Here is a 24,039-nt window from a genome sequence, read left to right on the forward strand (position 1 = left end):
CTGATTTTTTGGAGTGAGTCACGCTGGATCTTCGATCTTCGCAGATCTGGGAGGAATTCTTAGTCGTCGAAATCATTGCATACTTGGGTTTCAAAAAGTCTTTTATAAACCCTTTTTTCATCATAGTAAGGGTAATTAACTTTTGGCGGCTCATCGTCAATGATTAAGCGATTGAAATAATCATCACCGTAAAAGTATTTATTTTCTTTAATTTCATCTCTGTCGAACTTTCCATTCATATATTCATATATATATGGCGTAAATTGAATATACCAAGGATATATATTACTAGAGCTAGAAAATCTCGTTTGAACAAACAAAATTGTCTTATCACCACTTTTACATGTAAGCACTAACGCGCTCTGTCCATAAGGGTTAAACTCTTCTTGACGAAATAGGAGAGATTGCTTCCCATCGACAACGTAGAAAACTGACAAAGATTCGTTATTCAATCCTTCTTCGTTTTTGATAAAACCATTTTTCTCGAAATAAATTTCAAAGTCATTGTGTTTAAATGACGATATATTTTCGTGTTCTGTTTCCAAATAAGATGTTTGGATCAAACTATGAACACTTTTTTCACTAGGTTGAGAAAAAACTAGAGGCGAAAAAAACGACATAAAAAGCAATAAATATCTCATAATATTCACAATCCAAAATAAATTTTTAATTTATCAAACTTGTTCATACGGTCCTCTAATCCATTAGAACTTCCGTAATTTCCACCATTTACCGCTTGGCTTACCAACTTTATATCATCCGGAGCATTATCTATCAGAACATTGATGTCTCCATTCGCATTAAACTTCTTAGATAAAGCACCCCAATTTCGCCAATACATACATGCAGATTCTACAGCATAATCAATATTATCCGACACTAACTCTGGCATCGTTGAAAAATCTCGAAGATCATCTGTACTTTTAGCGTTGTGCGTAGTCGTGAACTTTTCATACTTTCCTTTACCTGTAATCTGAATCAGCCCTCTACCTCGATATTTGTACCCATCCCCTGAGCTTTCATCACCATTCCCATTGCTATCTGAATAGACAAAGTTAAACAGATCTGGTTGCTTGCATCTTGACGGATTATCTTCTCGTAAAAATCGATTTACTGATCCAGGTTTCAATGAGTTTACGTAAGCGCTATACTTTGAAAATTTGATTTTTGCTGCCATATGTTGATAGTTGCTGCCTTCAACAAGACTACTAAAGCAACCACTTTCATGGGCCACCTGAGCAAGAAAGTGGCTAATTCGAACAGGCGTATTGATCTCGTACAATGGACAATATTTATTTAATGCTGCCAATAAGCTCTGATCGTTTCCCGAACCTGGACAAACAGTGTCCAACATACCTTTAGTAATCAGCTCACAAACCCACCCATCAACCAATGCCTCATCCAAACCCAGCAAGGTTCCTTGACCCACAATGCCATCAGCCTTGCCGACTTTATAGTCGGGATGTGTTGAATGGGACGGCGTATAGCTTTGCTGGAACATTTTGACCTGACGTTCCGTAGTACTGCCAAAACTACCATCGGCGCCGTAGGTACCGAGATCAAACCCCAGTTTTATCAGTGCCTTCTGAATCAATTCAACTTCTTGACCTTTTGAACCCGTTTTGTAGGAAGCAACTTCACGGTCTGCCAATTGATTGAGCGTTTCGGAAGGTTTCAACACATCAGATTTCAGTCGAGGTTCTTTCGTTGATTCAACGTCGTTCTCCGCTTGCGGCTCAGCTTGCGTTGAATTTACCGCTGAACCCGATGCTGCCTGAGATGATGCGCTCTGCTGTTGAGCGCCCTCGCCTAAGACGGGGGCCACCAGTTCAGACACGGTCACGACATTTGCCTCACCAGCGACTTGGGTGGATTGAATTGCCGCCAGTTGCAATTCTGCTGGCGATTCCAAACTGACAAGATTCTTGGCAAGCAGGGCGGACTTGCCGCCATAACCACTCCCACTGCCTGCACTTCCCCCAGCATTAAGGTTAATCGCGGATCCTGAAAGGTGGACGCCACCGGCGTCCACCTTCACAAAACTTCCTCCTGCCTTTAAGGTGACCTCTGCACCAGCTTCGACCACAATTTTGGTGCCACCTTTCAGTGAAATTTCACGCCCGGTTTGCACAGCAATCAGCTTAGCGACTTTGTTTTGTGAAGCGCCAGCAATCTCAACACTACGGTCAGCCACGATTTTGGTGCGGCTTTCACCGCCCACCGTCAGATGCTGATTGTTTTTAATTTGAGTAAAGCGATCGTTCTCCACCGTGAGGTGTTTGTCGTGCTTAATCACGCTGGTGTGGTCGTTTTCAATCAGGCCATCAAAGTCTTTCTGCGCGTGCAGGTAAATTTGTTCGCTGCCGGCTTGGTCTTCAAAACTGAGTTCGTTATAGCCCTGCCCTTGATGGGTTTCGGTGCGCAGCACAGTTTTGGTTTTGTTGTCTGGCAACGTATATGGCGCAGTGTTGGTGGCGTGATAGGTACGGCCGGTGACAATTGGTTGGTCGGGGTCGCCATTGAGAAACGACACTATCACTTCATGACCAATGCGCGGAATGGCGATCATGCCGTATTGGCTGCCCGCCCACCCTTGCGAGACACGCACCCAGCACGAACTGTGCTCATCACCGTTGGAATAGCGATCCCATGGGAAATGCAGTTTGACGCGGCCGTATTCATCACAGAAGATCTCTTCGCCTTCTGGGCCAACGACTGTGGCAATCATCGGGCCATCAACCTGAGGTTTGGCTTGCGGCGTGGCGCGCCAGGTGCGATGCGCCGGGATGAGCGAGAATTGGTTCGCGTAGGTGGTCGCGCCATTGCCGCCAGCTTCTTCCAGCGCCTGAGGCTGCGTGCCTTGGCTGATGACACGCACCACCAACCAATCTCGGTTTAAGGTGTCATCGAGGTGCTCTTGCAGGTCAAACTTCACCCCCGGACGCAGCAGCGGTTGGTTGCTTTTGCCGGTTGCGGTGTGCGCGTTGCGGCGCAGGTAATCGAGGCGGATCTGGCTGAACGCTTTGCCGCTAACATCGTCTTTATACCGCCCCGACGCATCGAAATGTTCGTAATCAGGTTGCTGGTAGTCCATTTCGGTCCCGACCGCTTGCTGGGCAAAGGCGTATGTCGGCTTTTTGAAACTGTAATCCTGCAGCGCCGTTTGACTCACCTCCGATTGGGTGTGCACGCTCAGCACCGAGATGTAGGGCGATTCAATCATGCCGCCTGCTAGCGTGTTGTACGGGATTGGCTCGCCGAGTTTCGGCAGGCTGTCTGTGGCGTCACTGAATATTAGCGTGTGTTTGCCCTCTTCATGAATAAAGCTGTACACCAGCCCTTCTTCGGCCGCCAGGCGATGAAGAAAATCTAAGTCGGTTTCACGGTACTGAACGCAGAATTCACGCTGCGCGCAGTCGCGAGTCAGCGCAAAGGCGTAGTCGTTGATGCCCATTTCCTGCAACAGAATGGAGAGGATTTCCGGCACGGTTTTAAGTTGGAAGATGCGACTGTTGTGGCGCAGAGACAAACGCTCTAAAGCAGGGACTAACGTGAGTGAATAGAAGGTGTGGTGGTGGCCGGTATCGCCCTGCGTAAAGCAACGCACGATGCCGTTCACGCGTTGAACGAGCACATCGTCGCGATAGAGCGTCAGCTCCGCGACTTTATCTACCACCGTCTCCGGCGTTAAATTGGCAAGCCGACTGGCCAATTCCAGTTCATAACGAAAACCGTGGCACGGTTGTTCATTCAATAGCTGCCCATTCATGCGTTCGCTGGAAAGCGTCTCCTGCCCCTCGAACCCACGCACCACCAGCGTGTCGTCCTCCAGACCTTCCACATGAAACTGATACTTTAACGTCGCCATCCTGCCATTCCTATGATGTCACTGATTTCACTTGATGCGCCGAATAGTCAGCAAGCGCAGTGCCAGTTTGTTTTTATTGATATTCAATGAGTTAAAATGGATTCTTCACTCATTAAGGCAACTATCTGCCTGCCCCAAGCAAGAAGCTGCTTTTATCGCAACTTCTTGCTTCTTGGTCTTGTTGCACTATTGCGCGATTGGCTGCCCACTCAACGACTCTTCCAGTTGAGCCATCGTCCAGCTCAAATTATTGAGACGAGTTTTCAGAATCTCCAACTCTTTGCGCGCCGATTCGATTTCGCCTTGCTTAATCAGATTCTGCACATAATCGACCCGGCCATAGACCGGCGACAAACTCACAGCAAAATCTTCCAACGATTTGGTCTGGCGCTGTAAATCACGCCATTTTTCGCGCTTGGCCAACAGCGAAATATTGGCCATCTTGGTACGAATTTCACCAAATCGCTGCACAAACAGTTCGGTTTGCTCCAGTGCAGCTCGCTGCGCTGCACTAAACGCTTCATCGCTTGTTTTAATTTGCTCATCGTCTGGATAGAGTGTGCGTAGTGTTGCCATTTCATGCATCGCTTCGCGTTTGCTCTGTTCCATCGAAATAGCGCTTTTTTGCCCGATTGATTGCTCATAAAGTGGCACCAGATCGCTTTTCCAACGTGCAATTTGATTGTCAGACACAGACTGTTGAAAATGGCGGCGCGCATCGTCACTGCTGAGCGTCGCGACCTCAACACGCATGGCGTAATCGCTGGTGTGAAACCACGGAATCACCTGATATGCCCACACCGCGCCCACAGACAAAACACAACCCGTCACAAAGGCCAGCGACAATCGCATGCGATGGACGCGTCGCAGCACTTGTGGCTCTGCGTCCCCCGCCTGTTGGTGCTGCCGTTTCACTAGGCTGTGATATTGGGTTTCAATGCGGTCGATGTGTTCAAAGAGCGCAAACCCGACGCCTTCGAAATCCACCAAATACTCCGGTTGCTGCCGCTCAAGCTGATGGTGGATACGTTCGCAAAAACGTTCGCAACGATATAAATCGCGTAGCGATTCGTAGTTGGGCTTCAGGTCTTTGAGTTCCTGCACCACTCGGGCGTTGACCCAATCCAAGACTTCTTTACGCATCTTGGCGGTTTTCACATCCGGCTGACTTAGATTGCTCAAACTGACACTCAGCAATTCCAACCCGTTGGCATACCCCGCTAATCCCACCGTTTTTAGATTGGCGACCGCAAAGTAACCGCACATCAACAAGTCCAGCCCGGCACGCTTTGCCAACGCGTCACAAGATTCGCGCACGACTTCCCAATCGGTTCCCCCCGCTAACGGATTAAATCGACGGTTAATCTCATCTCTGATTTTCTGGTAAACATCCAGTTGACGAATAACATCGGTGTCATTGGTCAAACGGTAGTAAGCGTTATCAATAAATAAAATGTTGGACATGTACAACGTCGTCCTAAATCAACAGGAGCGGGAAACCCGCTCCTTTATTTTTTTAATACAAGGTTTTAGACAGTTTGAACGATCTGAACAGACGTTCCGTAAATGGGTTGGCATCGGCTTCAGCGTTGATGCGGTAAATCATATCGCCGCCATCCACCGCAAATTTGTAATCCACCGACGTGGTACTCGCGGCCACCACGTCCCCTTGGTCAAGCAGGCGGAAGAATGCCCACGGCCCCTGAATATTGATGCTGCGTGGTGACATGTTGGTTTTGGTCGGAACCAGCGTCACTTTCGACACAGCCGAATCCCGCAGTGTGTTTGGCCAAATCAGCTCCACGCTATCGCGCGGACCATGGCTATACGCCAGATATTGACCATCGACATTCAATACACTGCGGCGTTTATTGCCACTCAAACGCAGCGGTTCAACTGAGAAACTGACATCCAAAATGCCTTTGCGGTTAAAGAAGGCTTCACGGATTTTTTGCGCCTGTTTGATCTGACTGAGCACGTCTTTGCGAATGATCGACTGCGAGGTGTCGTCGTTATTCACCGTGATGTTCTCTTCGATGAACATACGCAACTGATTGTTGTAGAAGCTATCCAGCGTACCATTCGGAGCAAAGAAAGCTTCGAAATCTTCCAGTGACGCATCTTTTTTCGATGCGGCATTGAACGGATAACGCCCCGCCAGTTTCTCTTCGAACGTCTTGTAGACATCTTCATGCCAACGCACTTCGAGGTGTTTGATCGCCTCTTGTTTCACCACATACCAGCTCTCATCCGCCAGTTTAGCGACCATCGTATCGAGCGGTTTGGGCAAGCCAGACGCGATGCGTTTCAAAGTATAGATTGGGTCTGCATTGACGAGCTTCACTCGCGCCTTGGTCGCATCAAGCGCTGCCATGCCAACATCCGGTGCATCCTGAATGGATTTCAGGTAGTTCTTCAGCTCTTCCACCGATGCCAACACTTCATGAAGATACGCAGGCTTATCACCAACGGGTTTGATCATGTTGTTCAAATCAGAGAACGGCGCTTCGATCATCGAGGCCACTTTATATTTGGGACTCTTGAGCAGCTCTTTCTGCGCGCTGTCGTCTTTTGGCAAGGCGGCAAACATCTTGGTGTTGTCGTCGAGTGTACGCAGCAGACGTTGCAGCGGTTCGATGTTGCCCGTCAGGTTGTCCAGCACCGTGACGGCATCATTGATATCGCTGAAATATTTCATGTCGATTTCATTTAACGCCGCACGCCAAGTGTTGGTGTAATCCGCCACGTACAGATTTCGAATCTTATCGCGCAGCGCTTGTTTGTCCGCTTCACTGAACTGCGCCGACTTCGACTGCCCTAAAACCCAACTGTCGATCAATGCCAGTTCCGACACCGATTCAGACTGCGGCATAAAGTAATCTTCAAAGCCGCGCTTGGTGAGCATTTGCGGAATGTACAGCGTGCTGCTGTTCATCACGCGCTCTTCAAACACCACGTCAAATACCGGCCCCACCAGATTACGCAGGTTGATCGCCGGGCCAAGCACCGTTTGCGCATTCAGCTTCAGGTTACGGTAAACACGTTGATCGTTTGGCATTGACCCCAAATCACGTTGCACATTCGCGATGGTATTGTCATACGGCTTCATCACCTGATTGGCGACTTTATCGCCGCGCGCACGCTCACCCGCTAAATCGGTATGACGCATGGCGTAATCGAGGTGACCCAACAGTTCTTCCTGAATTTCACGGCGACCTGAGAACTCCTGCTGCCAATATTTGGCAAAGTAGTCCATCACGTAATCTTTGTAGCGACCGCTTTTATCTACCATCATGCGATACACGCGCAGCACCGCCAGTTTTTCTTCATCCGTTTGCGCCTGATTCAGGTCAACCACCACATCCGCCATCAGCAGCGGCAGAAAACGGCTTTCCAGCAGGTTCAAATACGTCGCTTCCACCATCGGCCCGATGGTATGGCCCTGATACAGGCCAAAATCAGAAATAAAGCGCGGTTTTTCACGGAAGAAACCAAACTCCAACGTGGCTTCACGAATTTTGTTCAGCGGCTCCAGCACATCTTTTTGCGACGCCAGATAGACATTGGACGGGTATTGATCGTTGTACTGGTTCACCTTCGCCAGCACCGCATCGGAATGCTTGATGTTGGCCAAGTAGTTACGATGCCAAGTCCCGGCAAGCAGCACAGTCGCAATCGAACAAGTGAGGAACGACAACGCAATCAAGCGGCGCTTTTGGCGCGCAATTCGAAAGTTATCCGACGCCAGTCCGGCTTCCGGATAAATGATGTTACTGAACAGCTTTTGGGTGAAATAGATGGTTGAGTTTTTCGCGCGCTGAGCAGTATTGACCGCATGCGATAAACCGTAACGGCGCGACGCCGCATCATCGAACGCATTGGTCGGCACACCTTGCTGATACACCGAAGTAAAGTAAGCCCCACGTACCAGTGCGGAAGTGGAGAACTGATCACTCGCCAAAGCATCTTGGAAAAATTGCGTCAGGATTTCTTTCAAACCGGAGATCTGGCGCGTGAAACTGTAGATGGCATTGCGTTCATCCAGCGACATCGGCGCCGAAACCGCATGGGGCAAAACCCCATGAATCCGCTCGACAAACTCGGCGTATTCTTTGGCAAACTCTTCCAACCAGTGATCCAAGTTATCAATTGAATCCAGCGAGAAGGTAAAGCCCAGCACTTCTTCACGCTGGCTCTTGGTGTAGTGTTTGAAAAACGGTTCAAAGCCATACAGAAGATCAAGTTTGGTCAGTGCAATGTACACCGGCAAACGCGTTGAAAGAGTTTCCATCAGCTCACGCAGACGAGCGCGCAGCAGACTGGCGTAGGCTTTACGCTCCGATGCCGTTGCCGTTGCTAAGTGTGACACATCCAACGCCAAGACAATACCGTTCAGCGGACGGCGACTGCGAGTTCTGTCCAGCCAATTGACAAAATGCAGCCACAAACGGCGCTCCATCGCTCCGTCGTTGTCTTCACTGCGATTGCCCTGTGTCAGCAGCTCACCATCCGGGTCAATCAGTACCGATTCATCGCCAATCCACCAATCAAACGAATACGGATTTTCGCTTTTCTGTCCTGAAGCACGCATCACCGACGAGAACACAAATTTCTGGCCGGAGCGGTTAATCAGGCTGGTTTTACCCGCATTTTCTAGCCCCAACACCAGATACCACGGTAGCGCATACAAATAATTGCGCTTATTGAGGTTCTGTTTCATGTTGACCATGACCTGATTCAGTTCGACTTCCTGACGTTCCTCGAATAACTGAATCGGGTCTTGGCGCAGTTGCTCATCACGTTTCTGCTGCGCTTGATAGCCTTGCAGTTTACGCCATTGCCAAAAGCCCCAAACGGCGAATGCGCCCAGAGTAAACAGGCTGCTTGCGACCGCACGAGCCCCCACAGACTCGAGCGGCTTGTGACCGGAAACCTCTAGCCAAGGGCCCGCCCACCAAATTGCGACGTTCAGTAAAATGAACGTGGTGAATAGCAAAATCGGCAAAGCAGCCACCATTCCCGGCTTGAGCTTTCTCACTATTCCAACAATAAATTTCCACATGTGAATTGTGTCCTTCGTTTACTCTGACGTTGTATATCGTTCTAATTGTTCCACCAACGATGGTTCCCAATCGGTAACCTGCATGGTAGTGACTTGATGATGTAAGGTTTGATACTGCGCTTTCGCCATCGCATCGAGATGATTGGCGTTGAGCAGATCGGCAGAAAGCATCCGCCAGTAAAATTTGTCGCGCGGCTCCGTGGCTGCCACCAGGCCGTCATTGAGCATCGACAAGGCGACCGCGATGCCGCCTTCTTTTGCCAAAGCCATCGCTTCTTTGCGTTTTTCCTGCCAATCACCGCCCACACTTTGCCCGCCAGTCGAGCCGTTGGCGGATGCCAGCCATTCCTTCACGCTGTCGGAAACAAACGGTTCGCCCCCTTTAAATTTGAGTTCCAGCAGCGAAGGCATCCGGGCGAGAAATTGCTGCGTTTCTTCTGTGATGGCTAGGCACCAGCTCTCTTTACCCAAGTGTTGTGCAATGGTGAAGCTCATCAGTTGGCCGTCAAACCAGTACGGGGAGAGCGTGAGGCTCTGCTCGACCTTACGCCAAAGCGTCAGATCCGCATGACGCATCTGATCCTGATAATCTTTCATTCGGTCTTGCTGCATGCCGCGCAGCATGGTTTCACCATCGGCTTTGTGATCCGGCAACGTGGTAATCGTCCCCCAAACGGCGTAGCGGCGCAGGCGAATCGACAGCGCAATGCCAAACTCCTGCTCAGCAAGAAAATCCGCGACTTTGAGCAGCGTCTGCTTGGCCGCTTTGTCACTGGAGTTATCTACCGACAAGGCTGAACTGGTCGTGGTCGGGCGCGGCGACTCAACAGGCTTGGCCGTTTGCTGCTGTTCGGCTTGCTGACGCGCTTCGACTTTATTCAGTTCACTCTGAACCGAGCGAGCCACGGCTTCGACCACATCCGAACTCAGCCCCTGCGCGTCAATGACGTTTTGCCATGCACCCACCGCCTCATTCAATGCTTGGCGGTCCTGCGCATCAAACTGATTAAAATCGATTTTTTCAGTCGCCATCGAAAAACGCTGCGCAATCTGACTGAAAAACTTGCGTCTTGGCAGGTTGCCGCGTTTGCCCGGCGCGGGATAACTCGCTTCCCAGAAAGACGCCATAAAGTCGCTCATCAGCTCAAAGGAGAGAATAAAGCGGGATGGCGACAGTTGGTTGTGCAGGCATTGCAGCAGATACACCAGCAGCTTGATGTCTTTAGTTTTGCCTTGCAGCAATTTCAGCGCACTGTGTTCCACTTCGTCCCACTGCACGCTGCCGTGCGATAGCGAGCCCACTTTCATCATTTGATCTTCGATAAACTCAAACAGAGGATCGTCAATCAAACGCTCGCCGACCGGATTGTCTCCGGCAATCGGCTGTGCCACACAGCGGCGGTATTCCGTTAATTCCATGCAGGCCTCCTACCAACCACAGCGTTCACGCAGTGCCGACAACGCGTCGTTTAGCTCACCTGCATCAAACTGCAAACCGTCCGCAAATGGCGCGTTGGAGCGCAGCACCAGACGCGGCGCTCTTGCCATCGATTTCATCATTTCAATGGCGGGAATGCCGCGTGCCGACGACATCAGAACACCGCTGTCATCGCTGCGCAGATACTCCGGCGGTGCATTGGCTACCGATACCTGAATGCGCGCATCGTCCACACTGCTTGGCAGCGCCAGTTCGACGCGGCTCAGGTTATCAATGCAACTCATCATCAGGATGGGTTTGGCATCGTGCTCAAACCGAGTGGTGCGATTGAGCGCCTTCAACGTGACCCAAGCATTGCTGCCTTTGCCTTCCCCTTCAGTCACCAGCACCATCGCCGCATCGCTGCCGCCAGCCGCTTGCATCGCTCGCTGCCAAGACGGTGGCACGTTCTGCTTAGGGGCGCTTGCCACTTCATCCACGGGCGTTTGAAAAACGTGGTCAAAACAGGCCAAACGTTCTAAGCGCCCCGTGATGGCGCGGCATTGCTCCGCCTGCATCACCAACGCATTAGACTCTTGCGCCCATGCCGAAGCCGACAGCATCAATAGCAGTGCACTGGCCCCGGAAAATGCATATCGCGATCTTGTCATAACGCCTTAATCTCCAGCTTCTGACATTTGTACGCCAAGGTGCGCTTCGGAATACCAAGGCTCTGCGCCGCTTTGGCGCGGTCACCCGAAAAGTGATTGAGGCGTTCGCGAATGATTTTTTCTTCAAAGTCGCTCAGTGCTTGTTTGAGATCGTGAATCACCGAGTAGTTTTGTCCCGTCGTTGCTCGGGCGTGCTGAGGTTGAGTTGCCTGCGGCATGATTGGCTCGTCGTGAGCAGACACCGCTGGCGATAGCATCGCCATCGAAGCAATGCGGTGCGTAAAACAGTGCTCTTCAACCTGCGTGCCATCGGCTGTTTGCGCGCAGCCAAATTCAATCAGATGCTTGAGTTCACGGACATTGCCCGGGAAATCATGTTGTTTGAGGCAATCGATCGCGCTGTAGTGCAGGCCACGAATGTTTTTGCCGTGCTGCTGATTGAACACACGCACAAAATGTTGCGCCAGCAGATCCACATCATCCAGACGGGAAGCAAGGCGTGGCAAGGTGATCGGATACTGGAACAGACGATAGTAAAGATCCTGACGAAACGCTTTGCGACGCACCTGATCCAGCAAGTTGACATGCGTTGCCGACACCAAGCGAAAGTCTGATGTCAGTTCTTGCTTGCCCCCGACCGGACGGAAGGTTTTCGACTCCAGCACCCGCAGCAACTTTGCTTGCAGCGCCAGTGGCATATCGCCGATTTCATCGAGAAACAAGGTGCCACCGTTGGCTTGGGCGATCAGTCCTTGCTTATCGCTGTCTGCGCCCGAGAAGGCGCCTTTGCAATACCCAAACAGTTCACTTTCAAGTAAATTTTCGGGAATGGCGGCACAGTTGATGGCCACAAACGGCGCATGTTTGCGTGATGAAAGATCGTGTACCGCTTCAGCCGCCAGTTCTTTCCCCGTACCCGTTTCCCCCTGCACCATCACCGACAAATTAGAGCTGGCTGCACTAACGATTTGCTCACGCAGCTTCTGCATCACCTCACTGTCGCCAATCAGTTTGCGCGACAGGTCGCTCACCAATACACGCTGCACGGAATCACGTTGAATGTCACATAGCGACTCTTTAAGCGCGCGGCGGTTTTGTTCTTCCCGTTCCATGTCATGCAGCAGTGACCACTGCTGCGAGAACACATCGATGAATTTCAGGAAGGCATCATCTTGGAAAATGTTCGCCACCACATGACTTTCGCCAATCAGCAGCAAAATCGATTGCACATGGCGATGCCCCATCGGCAACGGTTGAATCCACACGGAATCAAACATTCCCACTTTTGACACCAGTTGGCTGAATGTGCGATTTGACTGCCAAAACACCAGCTCTTCCGCGGTCAGATGCATAGCTTTTGACGATTGCAGCACATGCGCAAACGGATTATCAAAATCGGTGACCGCCCATGAATAGGTCAGGCGTTCATCATGAGGGACCAAGAGACGACCATCAGAGCTGGGCATCAACAACATCGCGTTCGAAAGCCCAAGCTCCTGCGCGATAATGTCAACAAACCGGGTCGCCAACTGGTGAGGCTTTCGAAGGCCCACCAGATCGGCAGTGAACGCGAGCCAGTTACTCATGATTACGCCACCTCTCCTTTGAATTCACCGTCCTGCGCATCCAAATGAATGCGATGCACGGGTTGCTTCTCTGCCAGTTTATTCAACAGCGCCAGCGACACAGGCGGCAGCAGTTGACCTTCAATGATGGCTTCGAGCATGCGAGCACCGTTTTCGCTGCGCGTGGCGCGATTTAAGATCTCTTCAATCAGGCGATCTTCAATCACCACCTCAGCGTTGTAGCGATCGCGGAACAGTTTCTCCAGACGTGCCAGTTTGCCTTTGACGATCAGCTCCAGAATCGCTTTGTTGAGTGGCATATATGGAATCACTTCCATACGCGCCAACAGCGCAGGTTTAAAGAATGCGGCCAATTCGGGGTACAGCGCTTCATCCAGAGCCTTGGGATCGTCCGCGAAATCCACGATGGTTTGATAACCAAGATTCGAGGTGAGGAAGAACACAATATTTTGGCAGTCGATTAAGCGTCCTTCGCCATCAGCCAGCTCACCTTTATCAAACGCTTGGTAAAAGATGTTCAGTACTTCAGGGTGGGCTTTTTCCACTTCGTCCAGTAGCACAACGGAATATGGCATTTTGCGAATCGCTTCGGTCAGGATGCCCCCTTCGCCGTAGCCCACATAGCCTGGCGGTGACCCGATCAAGCGAGAAACTGTATGCTTCTCTTGGTACTCCGACATATTGATGGTGGTGAGGAATTGCTTGCCGCCATAAAGCTGTTCGGCAAGCTGCACCACCGTTTCAGTTTTACCCACGCCACTCGGCCCCACCAGCAAGAAAGCGCCTTTCGGACGTCCCGGACGGCGCAGATCCGCACGCGCCGTCAACAAATGGCGATGGACACGCTCAATCGCAGTATCTTGGCCTTTGATGGCCGCGCCAAGGATGTCCGTCAAGTGGGTAATTTTATGCAGTTCATCGGTGTTCATTTGATCAACCGGAACGCCCGTCCAGTCGGCAATCACTTCGGCGATTTGCTCTGCATCGACTTGGGGGTGCATCAAACGCTCATGGTGCGCAATCGCCGCCAGCGTTTGATATTGCGTGTTGAGTTCAGCTTGCAGTGCCGCGCGAGCATCCTCTTCCACATCATCTGCCGTCGACATGGCCATGAGTTCCGCTCGCAGACTAATGATCGACTCAATCAATTCTTTTTGTTGCTGCCAGCTTGAGGTCAGCGCGGCTTTTTCCGCTTCGTCTGCCTGTTCCTGAGTGCGCAGTTCATCCAGACGAGCATGATCAACGTCTCGACCGAGGTATTGCGCGCGCTCCAGCATGTCAATTTCCAACTGACGTTGGTGACACGCAGTTTCGAGCAGCGCCAGACGTTTGGGCGGCGTGGTCATGTTGATGGCGATACGGGCACAGGCGGTGTCCAGCACATCAATCGCTTTATCTGGCAGCTGACGACCTGAGATGTAGCGCGCAGATAATTCTGCCGCCGCTTTTAACGCATCATCGGTGATCAACACGTTGTGCGCTTTTTCATACACACTGTTGAGGCCGCGCAAAATGTCGACCGCTTGGGGAATCGTCGGTTCTTCTAACTTCACCAGTTGGAAACGGCGCGTCAGTGCCGGATCTTTTTCAAAGTATTTTTTGTACTCTTTCCACGTCGTCGCCGCGACGGTGCTCAGCTCGCCACGCGCCAGAGCGGGTTTCAGCAAGTTTGCCGCGTCACTGCCGCCTTCCTGATTTCCGGAGCCAATCAAGGTGTGCGCTTCATCGATAAACAGAATGACCGGCTTTGGCGAGCTCTTAATCGCATCGATCACGCCTTTCAAGCGTTTCTCAAACTCCCCTTTCACCGAAGCACCCGCTTGCAGCAAACCGAGATCCAGTGAGAGCAGCTCAACGTTTTGGAGCTGTGTCGGCACGGTGCCTGCGACCACACGCAGCGCCAAGCCTTCAATCATGGCGCTTTTACCGACACCCGCATCCCCGACCACAATCGGGTTGTTTTTGCGGCGGCGGCACAAAATATCGATCATCAGGTTGAGTTCGTTCTCACGACACAACACCGGATCCAGTTCTTGATTGCGCGCCTGTTCGGTCACGTTGGTGCAGTACTTAGTCAGCGGCGAATTGTTCCCTTCCAGACGATTGGCGGCGCCCTGCGTTGCTGCGGGTTTACTGACTTCAGTTTCTGCCGAATCAGCCACAATCACATCAAAATGTTTTTTCAGATTTTCACGGTTAATGCTTTCAAACAGACTGATCAGTTTAAAAGGCAGATAACGGTCAGCGCGTGTGATTGCCGCAAGAAAAATTGCACCCGAGCGCAATTCGCTTTGGTCCAGTTCGGTGGTGGAAAGCAGCCATGCTTCTTGCAACAGCTCGACCAGCAAGGGGGAAAATGCTGGATACGTATCGAGCACTTGTTCGCGCGCATAGCTGGCGGCCAAAGCTTGTTTTACGGTATCCAGTTCCAGATTGGCTTGTTTCAGAATCAAGCGCACATCCGACAGCGGGTTGTCCGTCAATACATCCAAATAATGTTCAAACGTCACTTCCGGATGCTGACGTTCGATACACAGCGAGGCAGCCTGCTCAAGAGCCAGCTTGCTTTGGGCGTTTAATTTTGAAATCAGAGTGGGTAGTTCAATACGAATCACAGCGATTACCTAGCCTTATAATTGTTTTAAAGTATTTGATTGAGTTGATTTAACACGTCGCTTGATTTGCTGTGCAGCAAATAGGTATAGCCGAGAAAGAGTCCGACCCACAGCAGGGCAAAACCGGCAAAAATCGACCAAATCGGCAACTGACGGCTCAGTTTGTATTTGGCGCGCACAACATGGTCGGTGGCACGCGTGAGATCCTGCGGTTCTTCCTCTTCAAGACTCGCGAGAACATCATGCAAACGGGTAATGACCTTTTCACGTTCCAGTTGGCCACCATCCATCACGCGGTATTTGCCTTCAAAGCCCAACACCAAACATTGATAAATGAATTCCAGCAGCGCCTGATAACGCTTCGGTTCGCCTTCCAAACGGCTCAGAATCGTGAATACTTTTTCGCCGCCCCACGTTTCATTGTGAAAACGCGACAACATGGAATGCTCCGCCCATACGCTGGATGCACCCCATTCGGTGCCCATCACCGCTTCATCCAGAAACGCACACAAGATGTAGCGATACGCCATCAAAATCGCGTGCTCAAAGCCTTGTTCAGCCAGCTCAATCTCGATCGCTTTGATCTCTTCAATGGTCTGGTTGTAGATTTGCTCAATGTTGTCGCAGGCTGCCAAAGAACGGACGCGCAGTGACAAGCCAAACAGCGGCGTCGCTGCGTCGATCAACACATTGGGATTATCGCCACGCAGCTGGAACCAGAAGTCCTGATCATGGTTGATCTGCTGCACGTCATCGAAGAGCAAGCTGCTGTATTGGGTCTCTTTTTTACTTAACGCCATGATTAACTCCTAATCGCCCAGAATTGCAGGTCGAGATCATCAAATGCTGCTGCGACGTGGAACGCAAAGCCGCTCGAATGATTCAGCATCGCCCACGCGGGGCTGGTTTTATCCAGCTGGTAATAGGTGTATCCCGCGTGATACGGCAACTGACGAGGAGCCACTGGCAATGAAATCAACGGGATACCTGGCAATTGCAGGGAAATCAGTTCGCGAATTTTTTCCACCGATGACACTTTGGTCTGTTGGGTAAACAAGCGACGCAGATCGTCGAGCGGCATCCGCGCTTTGACCGCAATAATAAATTCGGCGCTGTCCATCAACTGCGGATCGTGCACCGGCGCGACCATCAGGCCGTACTTGCGTTTGTCCAGTTGAATTGAAACGGCGCGAGGTTCCAGCACCACACTCAAGCTCTGACGCAGATTGCGAATTAAGGGACCAAACGACTGACTGGGCATATCGTGGTTATAACTTGGCAGCGTTGGCGGCAGACGGCTTTCGTCTGTAAATGTGGCCAACTCACCACACACGGACGCCAAGCATTCGAACAAACGTTCGGGATGCAGGCTGCGCAGCTCTGCCAGATGTTGCATCTGTGGCTGTAGGCGGTTCAGGGCTTGCAACAACATAAAATCCGACACATCGGCAACGCCGCCTTGCGATGGCGCGCTGATCCGCTGCGCAATGTTCTTGGCGCGCTCGCGCATCAAGCCCGACATTTCATTGATGAAACGGTGCAGCGCAGCATTGCCGACCACGTTGAGGTGGCAAGGGATGAAATCCGGGTCCATGACCACGCTGCCGTCCGGGCGTTTTTCCAGAATGCGCGCAATGGCGATGGAGGCAAATGAGCTGCGATCTTCTTTTTCCAGCATCAGTTGCATACGCACCGGCGAGACATCGATGGTCGTGGTATCGCCCTGCACGGTGTGCACGTCACGCACTTCTAAGCGGCGACTGACATAGCGCCCGGTGCCTCGCTCTTCCGGCCAGTTGACCTCCATCAGCGATTCACTGCGTAGTGGCACCGCCAGATACACCAGTTGGTTCGCCAGCGACGCATCGTCGATTTCTAAGGCGTCTGGCATCGCATCTTCTTGCGGAATCCGAAACGCGGTGCCATCGGGCATGATGCCGACCGCACGTTCAATGGCAATGCGACCAAACGACAGATATTCAGGATTGAGTGACAGCTCAGACACGCCATACAGATAACGGCTGACAGCGGTCATGCGCTCGTCGATGTGGTACTCCACATAACGTTGCTGCTGCTGGAAATGTTGCGGCTTGATAAATAGCCCCTCATTCCAAATGACTCGGTTACGCGCAAACATCTTTTGTTATTCCACCCTATCCAATTTCACATCGTAATCTTTGAAAAACATCAGCAAGTGGTATTCCCTGCCTTTGTTCAGCACTTTGACGGCCTTTTTCCATTCACTAATTTCCGGATCAGAAAAGTGCGCCATCACACCGATGTAGTTTGTTTCTTCATCCACTTCAAACGCATTCACAAACTTGAACTGGCCCGGCATCAGCACGTAGTCGTAATTTTTGACGAAGTTGCTGCGCAGTGATTTTTTATAATCCGCTTTCAGTTGGTCGTAGTCGGCGGACATGAACATCGAGTCATCTTTGAGTTCAAACACCTGAATTTCGACCGGAGACGCTTCTCCCCAAATACTGGGGTTGACGCCATCATCCGCGAGCAGACTGAACGTGACTTTCGTCGGCTGTTTCGCTGGCTCGTACGGTTCCGTCGAACTGCAAGCGGTCAATACCAGCAACGAAAGCAGCATAAACAGCAGTTTGTTCACGATTAGAGCTCCAGTTGCTTCTCACGAATTTTCTTGTCGTAAGCCTGTTCGAAAATTTCCCAGAACAGCTTTTCAAAACCGCGTTGACGGTTGGAAGTCAGCTCTTGGTAGTAGTTGCAGTACATGTTCCACGCCCACGCTTCATCCGAGGTGGCGCTGGTGTCTGTATTGCGTTTGTAGTGATGGAAGCGGCGCAGCAACACTTGTGGAGAGAATGCGTTCAGAATCTGATTCAGCGCTTCCGAGGTGGCGTGTTGCATCGCTTCGTTGTGGTCGCGGACGTTCTTCAGGCTTTCTGAAATCGCCGCCGGTGCAGAGAGGTGGACCAAACTCTTGTCGGCATCGTACATGGTGCGAATAGTTTGTTCATAAGACAGACCCAAACGCAGCGGGTTATCTTCAATGGGTTGCAGGTTACGGTTCATGGTTCCGAAGCGACCGTCACTCACTTGTTGATGCAGTTCCAGCAAGCCTTTCACACACGCCTGCAGCGACTCACCCAATTCCTGAGACAAGAGGTGCATGCGTTCCATGTCAGTATCCTGACTGAGATCGATCCCCAGCCCCTGCAGCATTGGGCCGGTCAGCAAATGTTTGCCGCCCGCAGAACTTGTGGCAGTGTCGGCGTTGGCAGGTTGCAGACTTCTGGCGACTTCTTCTTCAAGAAGATCCAATACTTTTTCATCCATTGTTAAGCCCTCTGATACGTTGTGAGTGTTGATTGGTGATGATGGTGCTGTTGTTGTTTGTTGTGGTGACTGAGGCTGATGCGCTGGCGCGATGTCCGGTTGCGCGACATCGTCTTTACGCGGGCCAAAGCCCAGAATTTTTTTCAATCGAATGGATGACGTCATTTCGTACTCGCTGTCTGCCTGCGGGGTAAATTTCAAATCATGAAGCACCAAGTTCTCTTCCGGCACCAATGCATGCGACTGGTCACCGTCGTCTAGTCGTTCCACATCGCGCAGCAGCGCTTCGGCGTCGTCTTTGGCCTCAAGTAGCGCATCCAGTGCCAAGAGCGGATCAGCATTCGCCGCAAGCGGAGCCTCGTCTTCTAGTGCTTCATCATCGAAGGGGTCATCCGCCAGCAGATCGACCTGATCCGCTTTAAACATCGCATCCAACGGGCCAGCATTGCGGTCGTGCTCATCCGCATGACCAAACGAAACTCGTAGCTGATAAGGCCCCACGGTGATTTCGTCTCGATGCTCCAGCTTTGCTAACTGATCTTTACCCAGCGGCATGTGTGAACCATTCACATAGGTGTCACCACACAAATCACGGACACAAAACGCGCCATCAATCGAGACAATGGCACAATGCTGCGGTTTCACGCGGCCTTGCGCGTCTTTGAGTCGCCAAGTTGCCCATGATTCGGATCCAATGTTGCCGCCTTCTGGCGTCCAGTGCGATTGGGCGGTCAAACCCGATTCGAGCAGTTGTACGTTGGCCACTTGAAGGATCAGTGACGTCTGAGTCATTGCGTTCATCTGTTATTGCCTCACTTGAATCAGAACGTGTTGGTCTTGCGCGTTGTCTCCCAGAAACGAAGTCCATCCCAAAGCTACGCCACTATCGGCCGCCAAGCTCAATTTGGGCGCTTCATCTTCATCCAAGGTCAGCTCGACGTCGTAGGCCATCTGCTCACGCAAAATAAATTCCACTAATTTGCACAGTGGTTGGTGTTCCTTACCGGAAGGAAGAAAATCGGCGAAACGCTCGCGCGACAACTTTCCAATGCAGATGACAAACTTACCGTTGCAGTCCATCACCGATTCACCCACCATGCTGTCAACGCCCAGTTGGGCGTTCTGTTGTCCCAGCGACAGTTGCTGGGATTTGTCGATCTGCACCTTGCGGCGCACCCACTGGCGAATGCTCACGTCTTGCAAATCGAAACAGTGGGCGATGATGCCAGCCACCACTTGCGGTGATCGGCTGCGTCCTGCCAAGGTGCCGGCGTAAGCCAGCATCTTGCACCAGTTGATGGGCGTCTCGCCGCGCAGGTCGGTATCACCCAATCCCACCAACGCAAACAACTGGGTAGAAAACGCATCTTGCGCATCTGGCTGAAAACGCACGTAGTAACGATATTTGCGCCAGATGCGGTACACCAAGTTGATCAATCGGTTATTAAAAAAGTCAAAAAATGGCTGTTTGAACCCGCCCGGTTCTTCGTTGACCAATTGTTCGATGATGAACCCGGGCAGCGGCGACTGCGCGCCAGACAGACCAAAAAAGTTGGTCAACATCACCAAACGTTCATCGTCACGCTCATGCAGAGAATTCACATCAGACGGCGAAAACCCCAAGCTTGGGTTGGCACTAAACACCAACTGACACTGACGCTCCCACTCTTCCGATTCAGGGTTGAATTGCTGCAGTTTTTGCAACAACTCAACCAACTGATAGAAGTTGTAAGCACGTACATCACCAGGCAAGTGCAATTGGGGCACCAGCTGGCCGTCAGCCGTCATATCAACGGCTGCATTCCGGTCTGTGTTCCCCATGTGTACTTCTCTTGGTTACTCACGTTGATGACGACCAATTCGTGAAACGAATTGATGCTGGCGTAGAGCGCAAAGAAATGACTCAGCACCGTGCCAAACAGATACAAATCGCCTTCCGAACCAAACCCTGCTTGGTCTATGTAGAGGGTTGATTGCAGGCCGCGTACGGGTAAGCCGCGCAGCATTTTGTCTACCGGTTGCGATTCGATTTTACTGATGCCATCCATGCGCAGACGCGCCACACGCTCAGCTTGGCGATCCACCAACGCGCGGAAATCGTAAGCCCGCAGCACACAGCTAAGCGCATCTTTGGATAGCAACGACAAGTAGTTGAGTGACAAGTTGGAAATCAGTGTCCACAGCAGGCTGCCATCAAGCACCGGACGCAGTGACTGCGATGGCACGGTGATGTTGCGAAACGTCGCGTACGGCGGCGAGGTGTCGGTCGGCTCACAAATATCGCCCACACCCAGCTCCAACGGTAACAAACGGTTGGTACAGGTCAGTTTGATAGACACCGCTTCATCCACATCAACCGACAGGGTTTCATCGCCACGAATAAACGACACGAACGAGTCAAACCCATCACCGCGAATGCTTTCTTTAATCCGTGTGCGGTAATACAGCGCTTGGCGATGACGCACGCGTTCGACTTCGTGCTGAAAGCTTTCAAATGAGGAGTACACGCGCTTTTCGCCACGAACCCGTTGACCCGCTTGGCTGTTGTCCTGCCAACCCACCACGCTGTCGACGCTAAACACTTCGTAATGCGCCGGATAGCGGCTGGATGGCACAATGCGGTATTCCGATTTACGACCATTGAGGTCGATGGGGTCAGCATCGTGCTCGAAGAGATTGATCACTGGTGTGCAATAGAGCTGAAAGTTGTCTTTGCGCACACGCACATCAGCGGGTAATGTTTTGGATAAATGGATGTGCAACGTGAATTCACCGTGCACCGATTTTGGCAGCGCTTGCCCCAAACCCTTGAGATCAAAAAAGTGGAATGCTTCCGGAAATGACAGGTACTCCTGCAAAATGCGGTAACCTTCGTAAACATTGGTTGGGTAAGGCAATAACGATTCGTCGCTGTGAAAGCCCACGGTTGCAAACGCATTGCGCGGCAGCGTAAAGACGGCCCCATTCACTTCAACACTGACTTTTTCCAAATAGTGATTGAGCCACAGATACAACATTTGCGAACTGTACTTGTCTCCGCCGAGGTAAAAACGCAAATCCCCCAGCTCAGCATCACCAATTGAAATGTCGCCGTTCATCTTCATTGTCAGCTTAATGATGGTGGCTTCACGCGTGTGTTCCGCGTTGGCATCCAGACAATGAAGCGGATAGAGCGCCACATCGCGGCAGGTTCGAAAATGACACTTGGTGCCAAACACCGGTTTGCTATCCAGTTGCGTACCGCGAGCAATCGTCTGCTTTTCACTGACACTTTTGTCCGGTGTAAAGGCCACCACGCTCATGCTCGGCACAGGCCGCAAATAGTTCGGCCACAGCATATTGATGATCGAGTGTGTCAGTTCAGGGAACTCATCTTCGACTTTTTCACGCAGACGCGCAGTCAGGAACGCAAAGCCTTCCAACAGACGCTCAACGTCTGGGTCGGTTGTTCTGCCATGCAGAAAGCGCGACAGCTGAGGGTGAATTTCGGTAAATTCTCTCCCCTGCTCTTTAAGAAAAGCGAGCTCTTCCCTGAAATACTTGTCTTGAGTCATGGTGATTAAAACACTCGATACTTTCTGTTTTGATCCAGTAACAGACTGAACTGAACTTTCTTGTGTAATGCATCGCAGTTAATGCTGGCCACAATGTGGAAACGCAGCGTTAAAGGATTGAAATGGTCCGAATCGGCGCGCACCAGTACCTGCTTTAAACGTGGCTCATAGCGTTCCAGACAATGCTGAATCGCCAGTTTGATACGCAGCGACAGATCCATGGTTTCTAAGGTGGCGTCGTTAAAATCCACTAACCCGAGATGCGGCGCGCTTTGCGCACCACCGATTCGTGTATTGAGGATATTGGACACATTACGCTTAACGGATTCGAGTACATCCCATGCATCTGGCCCTTGGGTCAGAGACATGGGTTTAGCATTGGCTTCTAAACGTTCAAAGAAGCCAACACCAAATGCACTCTCTTCAGGTGCAATGTAAGTCATGGTTATGCTTGATCCAGACGGCCTACCAGCGACAGTTCGAAGTTCGCACCCATGTATTTAAAGTGCGGACGAACAGCCAGAGACACTTGGTACCAACCTGGATTGCCTTCCACATCCATCACCTCGATTTTCGCGGCGCGAAGTGGGCGGCGGCTGCGTACGTCTGCCGGCGGGTTTTCCTGATCCGCAACGTATTGCTTGATCCACGAGTTCAGCTCGCGCTCCAGATCTTGGCGCTCTTTCCATGCACCAATCTGTTCACGTTGCAGCACTTTCACGTAATGCGCCAAGCGGTTGATGATCATCATGTAAGGCAGTTGCGTGCCCAACTTGTAGTTGGTTTCTGCTTCTTTGCCTTCCTTGGTGTTCGGGAAGATTTTGGCTTTCTGAATGGAGTTTGCCGAGAAGAATGCGGCGTTGTCGCTGCCCTTACGCATCGTCAGGGCAATGAAGCCTTCTTCCGCCAGTTCAAATTCTTTACGGTCGGTGATCAACACTTCCGTTGGGATCTTGCTTTGTAGCGCACCCATGGATTCAAATACGTGCACTGGCAGATCTTCCACCGCGCCGCCACTTTGTGGACCAATGATGTTTGGACACCAGCGGTATTTCGCGAAGCTATCTGTCAAACGAGTCGCGAATGCAAACGCCGTATTACCCCATAGGTAATGCTCGTGTGATTGGCTCACGTTCTCTGAATAGTTGAATGATTTGATTGGGTTTTCTGTTGGATCATACGGAACACGCAACAGGAAACGAGGCGCCGTCAGGCCAATGTAACGCGCGTCTTCTGACTCACGCAGCGCACGCCATTTGGTGTATTTCGGGCTTTCAAACGTTGACTTGATGTCTTTGATGTTTGGCAGTTCTTCAAATGAATCGATACCAAAGAATTGAGGGCCAACGCTGGAGATGAACGGCGCATGCGCCATCGCGCCGAGGGCACCCATGTATTGCAGCAGTTTCATGTCTGGCGTCGAAGGGGTAAATGCGAAGTTACCCACGATCGCGCCGGTCGGTTCACCACCAAACTGGCCATAACCGGAGGAATAAACGTGTTTGTACAAGCCAGATTGAGTTGTGTCCGGTGCAAATTCAAAGTCTTCCAGCAGCTCTTCTTTGGTGACGTGCAGCAGTTCAACTTTGTTATTTTCACGGAAATCGGTGCGATCCACGAATAGTTTCAGACCACGCCAAGCCGATTCCATTTGCTGGTATTGCTGATCGTGGAGAATTTCATCCATCTGTGCGCTGATTTTCTTGTCCAGCTCAACCAACATTTGGTCAACCAGAGACTTATTCACCGCTTCATCCAATTGGTTGCCACCAATCAGATTTTCGATAAATGCAGCCACCCCTTTTTTCGCAACATCGTACCCTTCTTCGCTAGGAGCGATTCGGGTTTGCGCCATAATTTCGTCCAGCAAGCTTCCTTCAGCCAGCTGCGGTCTTTCCAGTACCGTTTCAGTCGTAGACATCTTATTGTTCCTGATTAAGATTTAATGACAAAAGTA

The 24,039-nt window shown here is 51.2% G+C and carries 15 protein-coding genes and 1 pseudogene; all 16 read right to left on the reverse strand.

Annotated elements, in window-relative coordinates; genetic code table 11:
- Positions 1-59: 59 nt before the first annotated feature.
- The 16 genes and pseudogenes from VFA_RS12400 to tssC all read right to left on the reverse strand — a co-directional run bounded on the left by VFA_RS12400 (position 60) and on the right by tssC (position 24,003).
- Positions 60-641, reverse strand: a complete 582-nt coding sequence (locus VFA_RS12400; RefSeq protein WP_038151711.1) for a hypothetical protein — start codon at positions 639-641, stop codon at positions 60-62.
- A gap of 737 nt (positions 642-1,378) precedes the next feature.
- Positions 1,379-3,868, reverse strand: a pseudogene (gene tssI, locus VFA_RS12405) (type VI secretion system tip protein TssI/VgrG); the annotation flags it as partial.
- Positions 3,869-4,054: 186 nt separating this feature from the next.
- The gene (locus VFA_RS12410; protein ID WP_004727181.1) at positions 4,055-5,332 is read right to left on the reverse strand and encodes a type VI secretion system ImpA family N-terminal domain-containing protein; all 1,278 of its coding nucleotides are present in this window, start codon (positions 5,330-5,332) and stop codon (positions 4,055-4,057) included.
- A 52-nt stretch (positions 5,333-5,384) separates the two neighbouring features.
- Positions 5,385-8,930, reverse strand: a complete 3,546-nt coding sequence (tssM, locus tag VFA_RS12415; protein WP_038151712.1) for a type VI secretion system membrane subunit TssM — start codon at positions 8,928-8,930, stop codon at positions 5,385-5,387.
- Between the two features lie 18 nt (positions 8,931-8,948).
- Positions 8,949-10,349 carry a type VI secretion system protein TssA gene (gene tssA / locus VFA_RS12420; RefSeq protein WP_004727183.1) on the reverse strand — a complete coding sequence of 467 codons (1,401 nt, stop codon included), beginning with the start codon at positions 10,347-10,349 and terminating at the stop codon, positions 8,949-8,951.
- Between the two features lie 9 nt (positions 10,350-10,358).
- Entirely contained in the window at positions 10,359-10,970 is a 612-nt protein-coding gene (vasI, locus tag VFA_RS12425) for a type VI secretion system-associated protein VasI (protein WP_004727184.1), read from the reverse strand.
- Between the two features lie 44 nt (positions 10,971-11,014).
- A complete protein-coding gene (locus VFA_RS12430; RefSeq protein ID WP_004727185.1) occupies positions 11,015-12,604 on the reverse strand; it encodes a sigma-54 interaction domain-containing protein in 1,590 nt (529 codons plus the stop codon).
- A 2-nt stretch (positions 12,605-12,606) separates the two neighbouring features.
- A complete protein-coding gene (tssH, locus tag VFA_RS12435) occupies positions 12,607-15,219 on the reverse strand; it encodes a type VI secretion system ATPase TssH (protein ID WP_004727186.1) in 2,613 nt (870 codons plus the stop codon).
- 26 nt (positions 15,220-15,245) lie between these two features.
- Positions 15,246-16,019: a type VI protein secretion system protein VasF gene (gene vasF / locus VFA_RS12440; protein WP_004727187.1), complete on the reverse strand. Its 774-nt coding sequence runs from the start codon at positions 16,017-16,019 to the stop codon at positions 15,246-15,248.
- Positions 16,020-16,021: 2 nt separating this feature from the next.
- Entirely contained in the window at positions 16,022-17,356 is a 1,335-nt protein-coding gene (tssK, locus tag VFA_RS12445) for a type VI secretion system baseplate subunit TssK (protein WP_004727188.1), read from the reverse strand.
- 6 nt (positions 17,357-17,362) lie between these two features.
- Positions 17,363-17,839 carry a type VI secretion system lipoprotein TssJ gene (tssJ, locus tag VFA_RS12450; protein WP_004727189.1) on the reverse strand — a complete coding sequence of 159 codons (477 nt, stop codon included), beginning with the start codon at positions 17,837-17,839 and terminating at the stop codon, positions 17,363-17,365.
- Between the two features lie 2 nt (positions 17,840-17,841).
- Positions 17,842-19,329 carry a type VI secretion system-associated FHA domain protein TagH gene (tagH, locus tag VFA_RS12455; protein WP_004727190.1) on the reverse strand — a complete coding sequence of 496 codons (1,488 nt, stop codon included), beginning with the start codon at positions 19,327-19,329 and terminating at the stop codon, positions 17,842-17,844.
- A 3-nt stretch (positions 19,330-19,332) separates the two neighbouring features.
- On the reverse strand, positions 19,333-20,349 hold the full coding sequence (gene tssG / locus VFA_RS12460; RefSeq protein ID WP_086027303.1) for a type VI secretion system baseplate subunit TssG: 1,017 nt from the start codon (positions 20,347-20,349) through the stop codon (positions 19,333-19,335).
- Positions 20,313-22,082, reverse strand: coding sequence for a type VI secretion system baseplate subunit TssF (gene tssF, locus VFA_RS12465; RefSeq protein WP_004727192.1), 1,770 nt, complete (start codon positions 22,080-22,082; stop codon positions 20,313-20,315). The genes tssG and tssF overlap by 37 nt, the downstream gene beginning before the upstream one ends.
- 5 nt (positions 22,083-22,087) lie before the next feature.
- Positions 22,088-22,525 (reverse strand): type VI secretion system baseplate subunit TssE, encoded by a 438-nt coding sequence (tssE, locus tag VFA_RS12470; protein ID WP_004727193.1) that lies wholly within the window; start codon positions 22,523-22,525, stop codon positions 22,088-22,090.
- 2 nt (positions 22,526-22,527) lie between these two features.
- On the reverse strand, positions 22,528-24,003 hold the full coding sequence (gene tssC, locus VFA_RS12475) for a type VI secretion system contractile sheath large subunit (RefSeq protein WP_004727194.1): 1,476 nt from the start codon (positions 24,001-24,003) through the stop codon (positions 22,528-22,530).
- Positions 24,004-24,039: the final 36 nt, after the last annotated feature.

It is taken from the genome of Vibrio furnissii CIP 102972, from assembly GCF_000176175.1.
In the GTDB taxonomy this organism is placed as follows: domain Bacteria; phylum Pseudomonadota; class Gammaproteobacteria; order Enterobacterales; family Vibrionaceae; genus Vibrio; species Vibrio furnissii.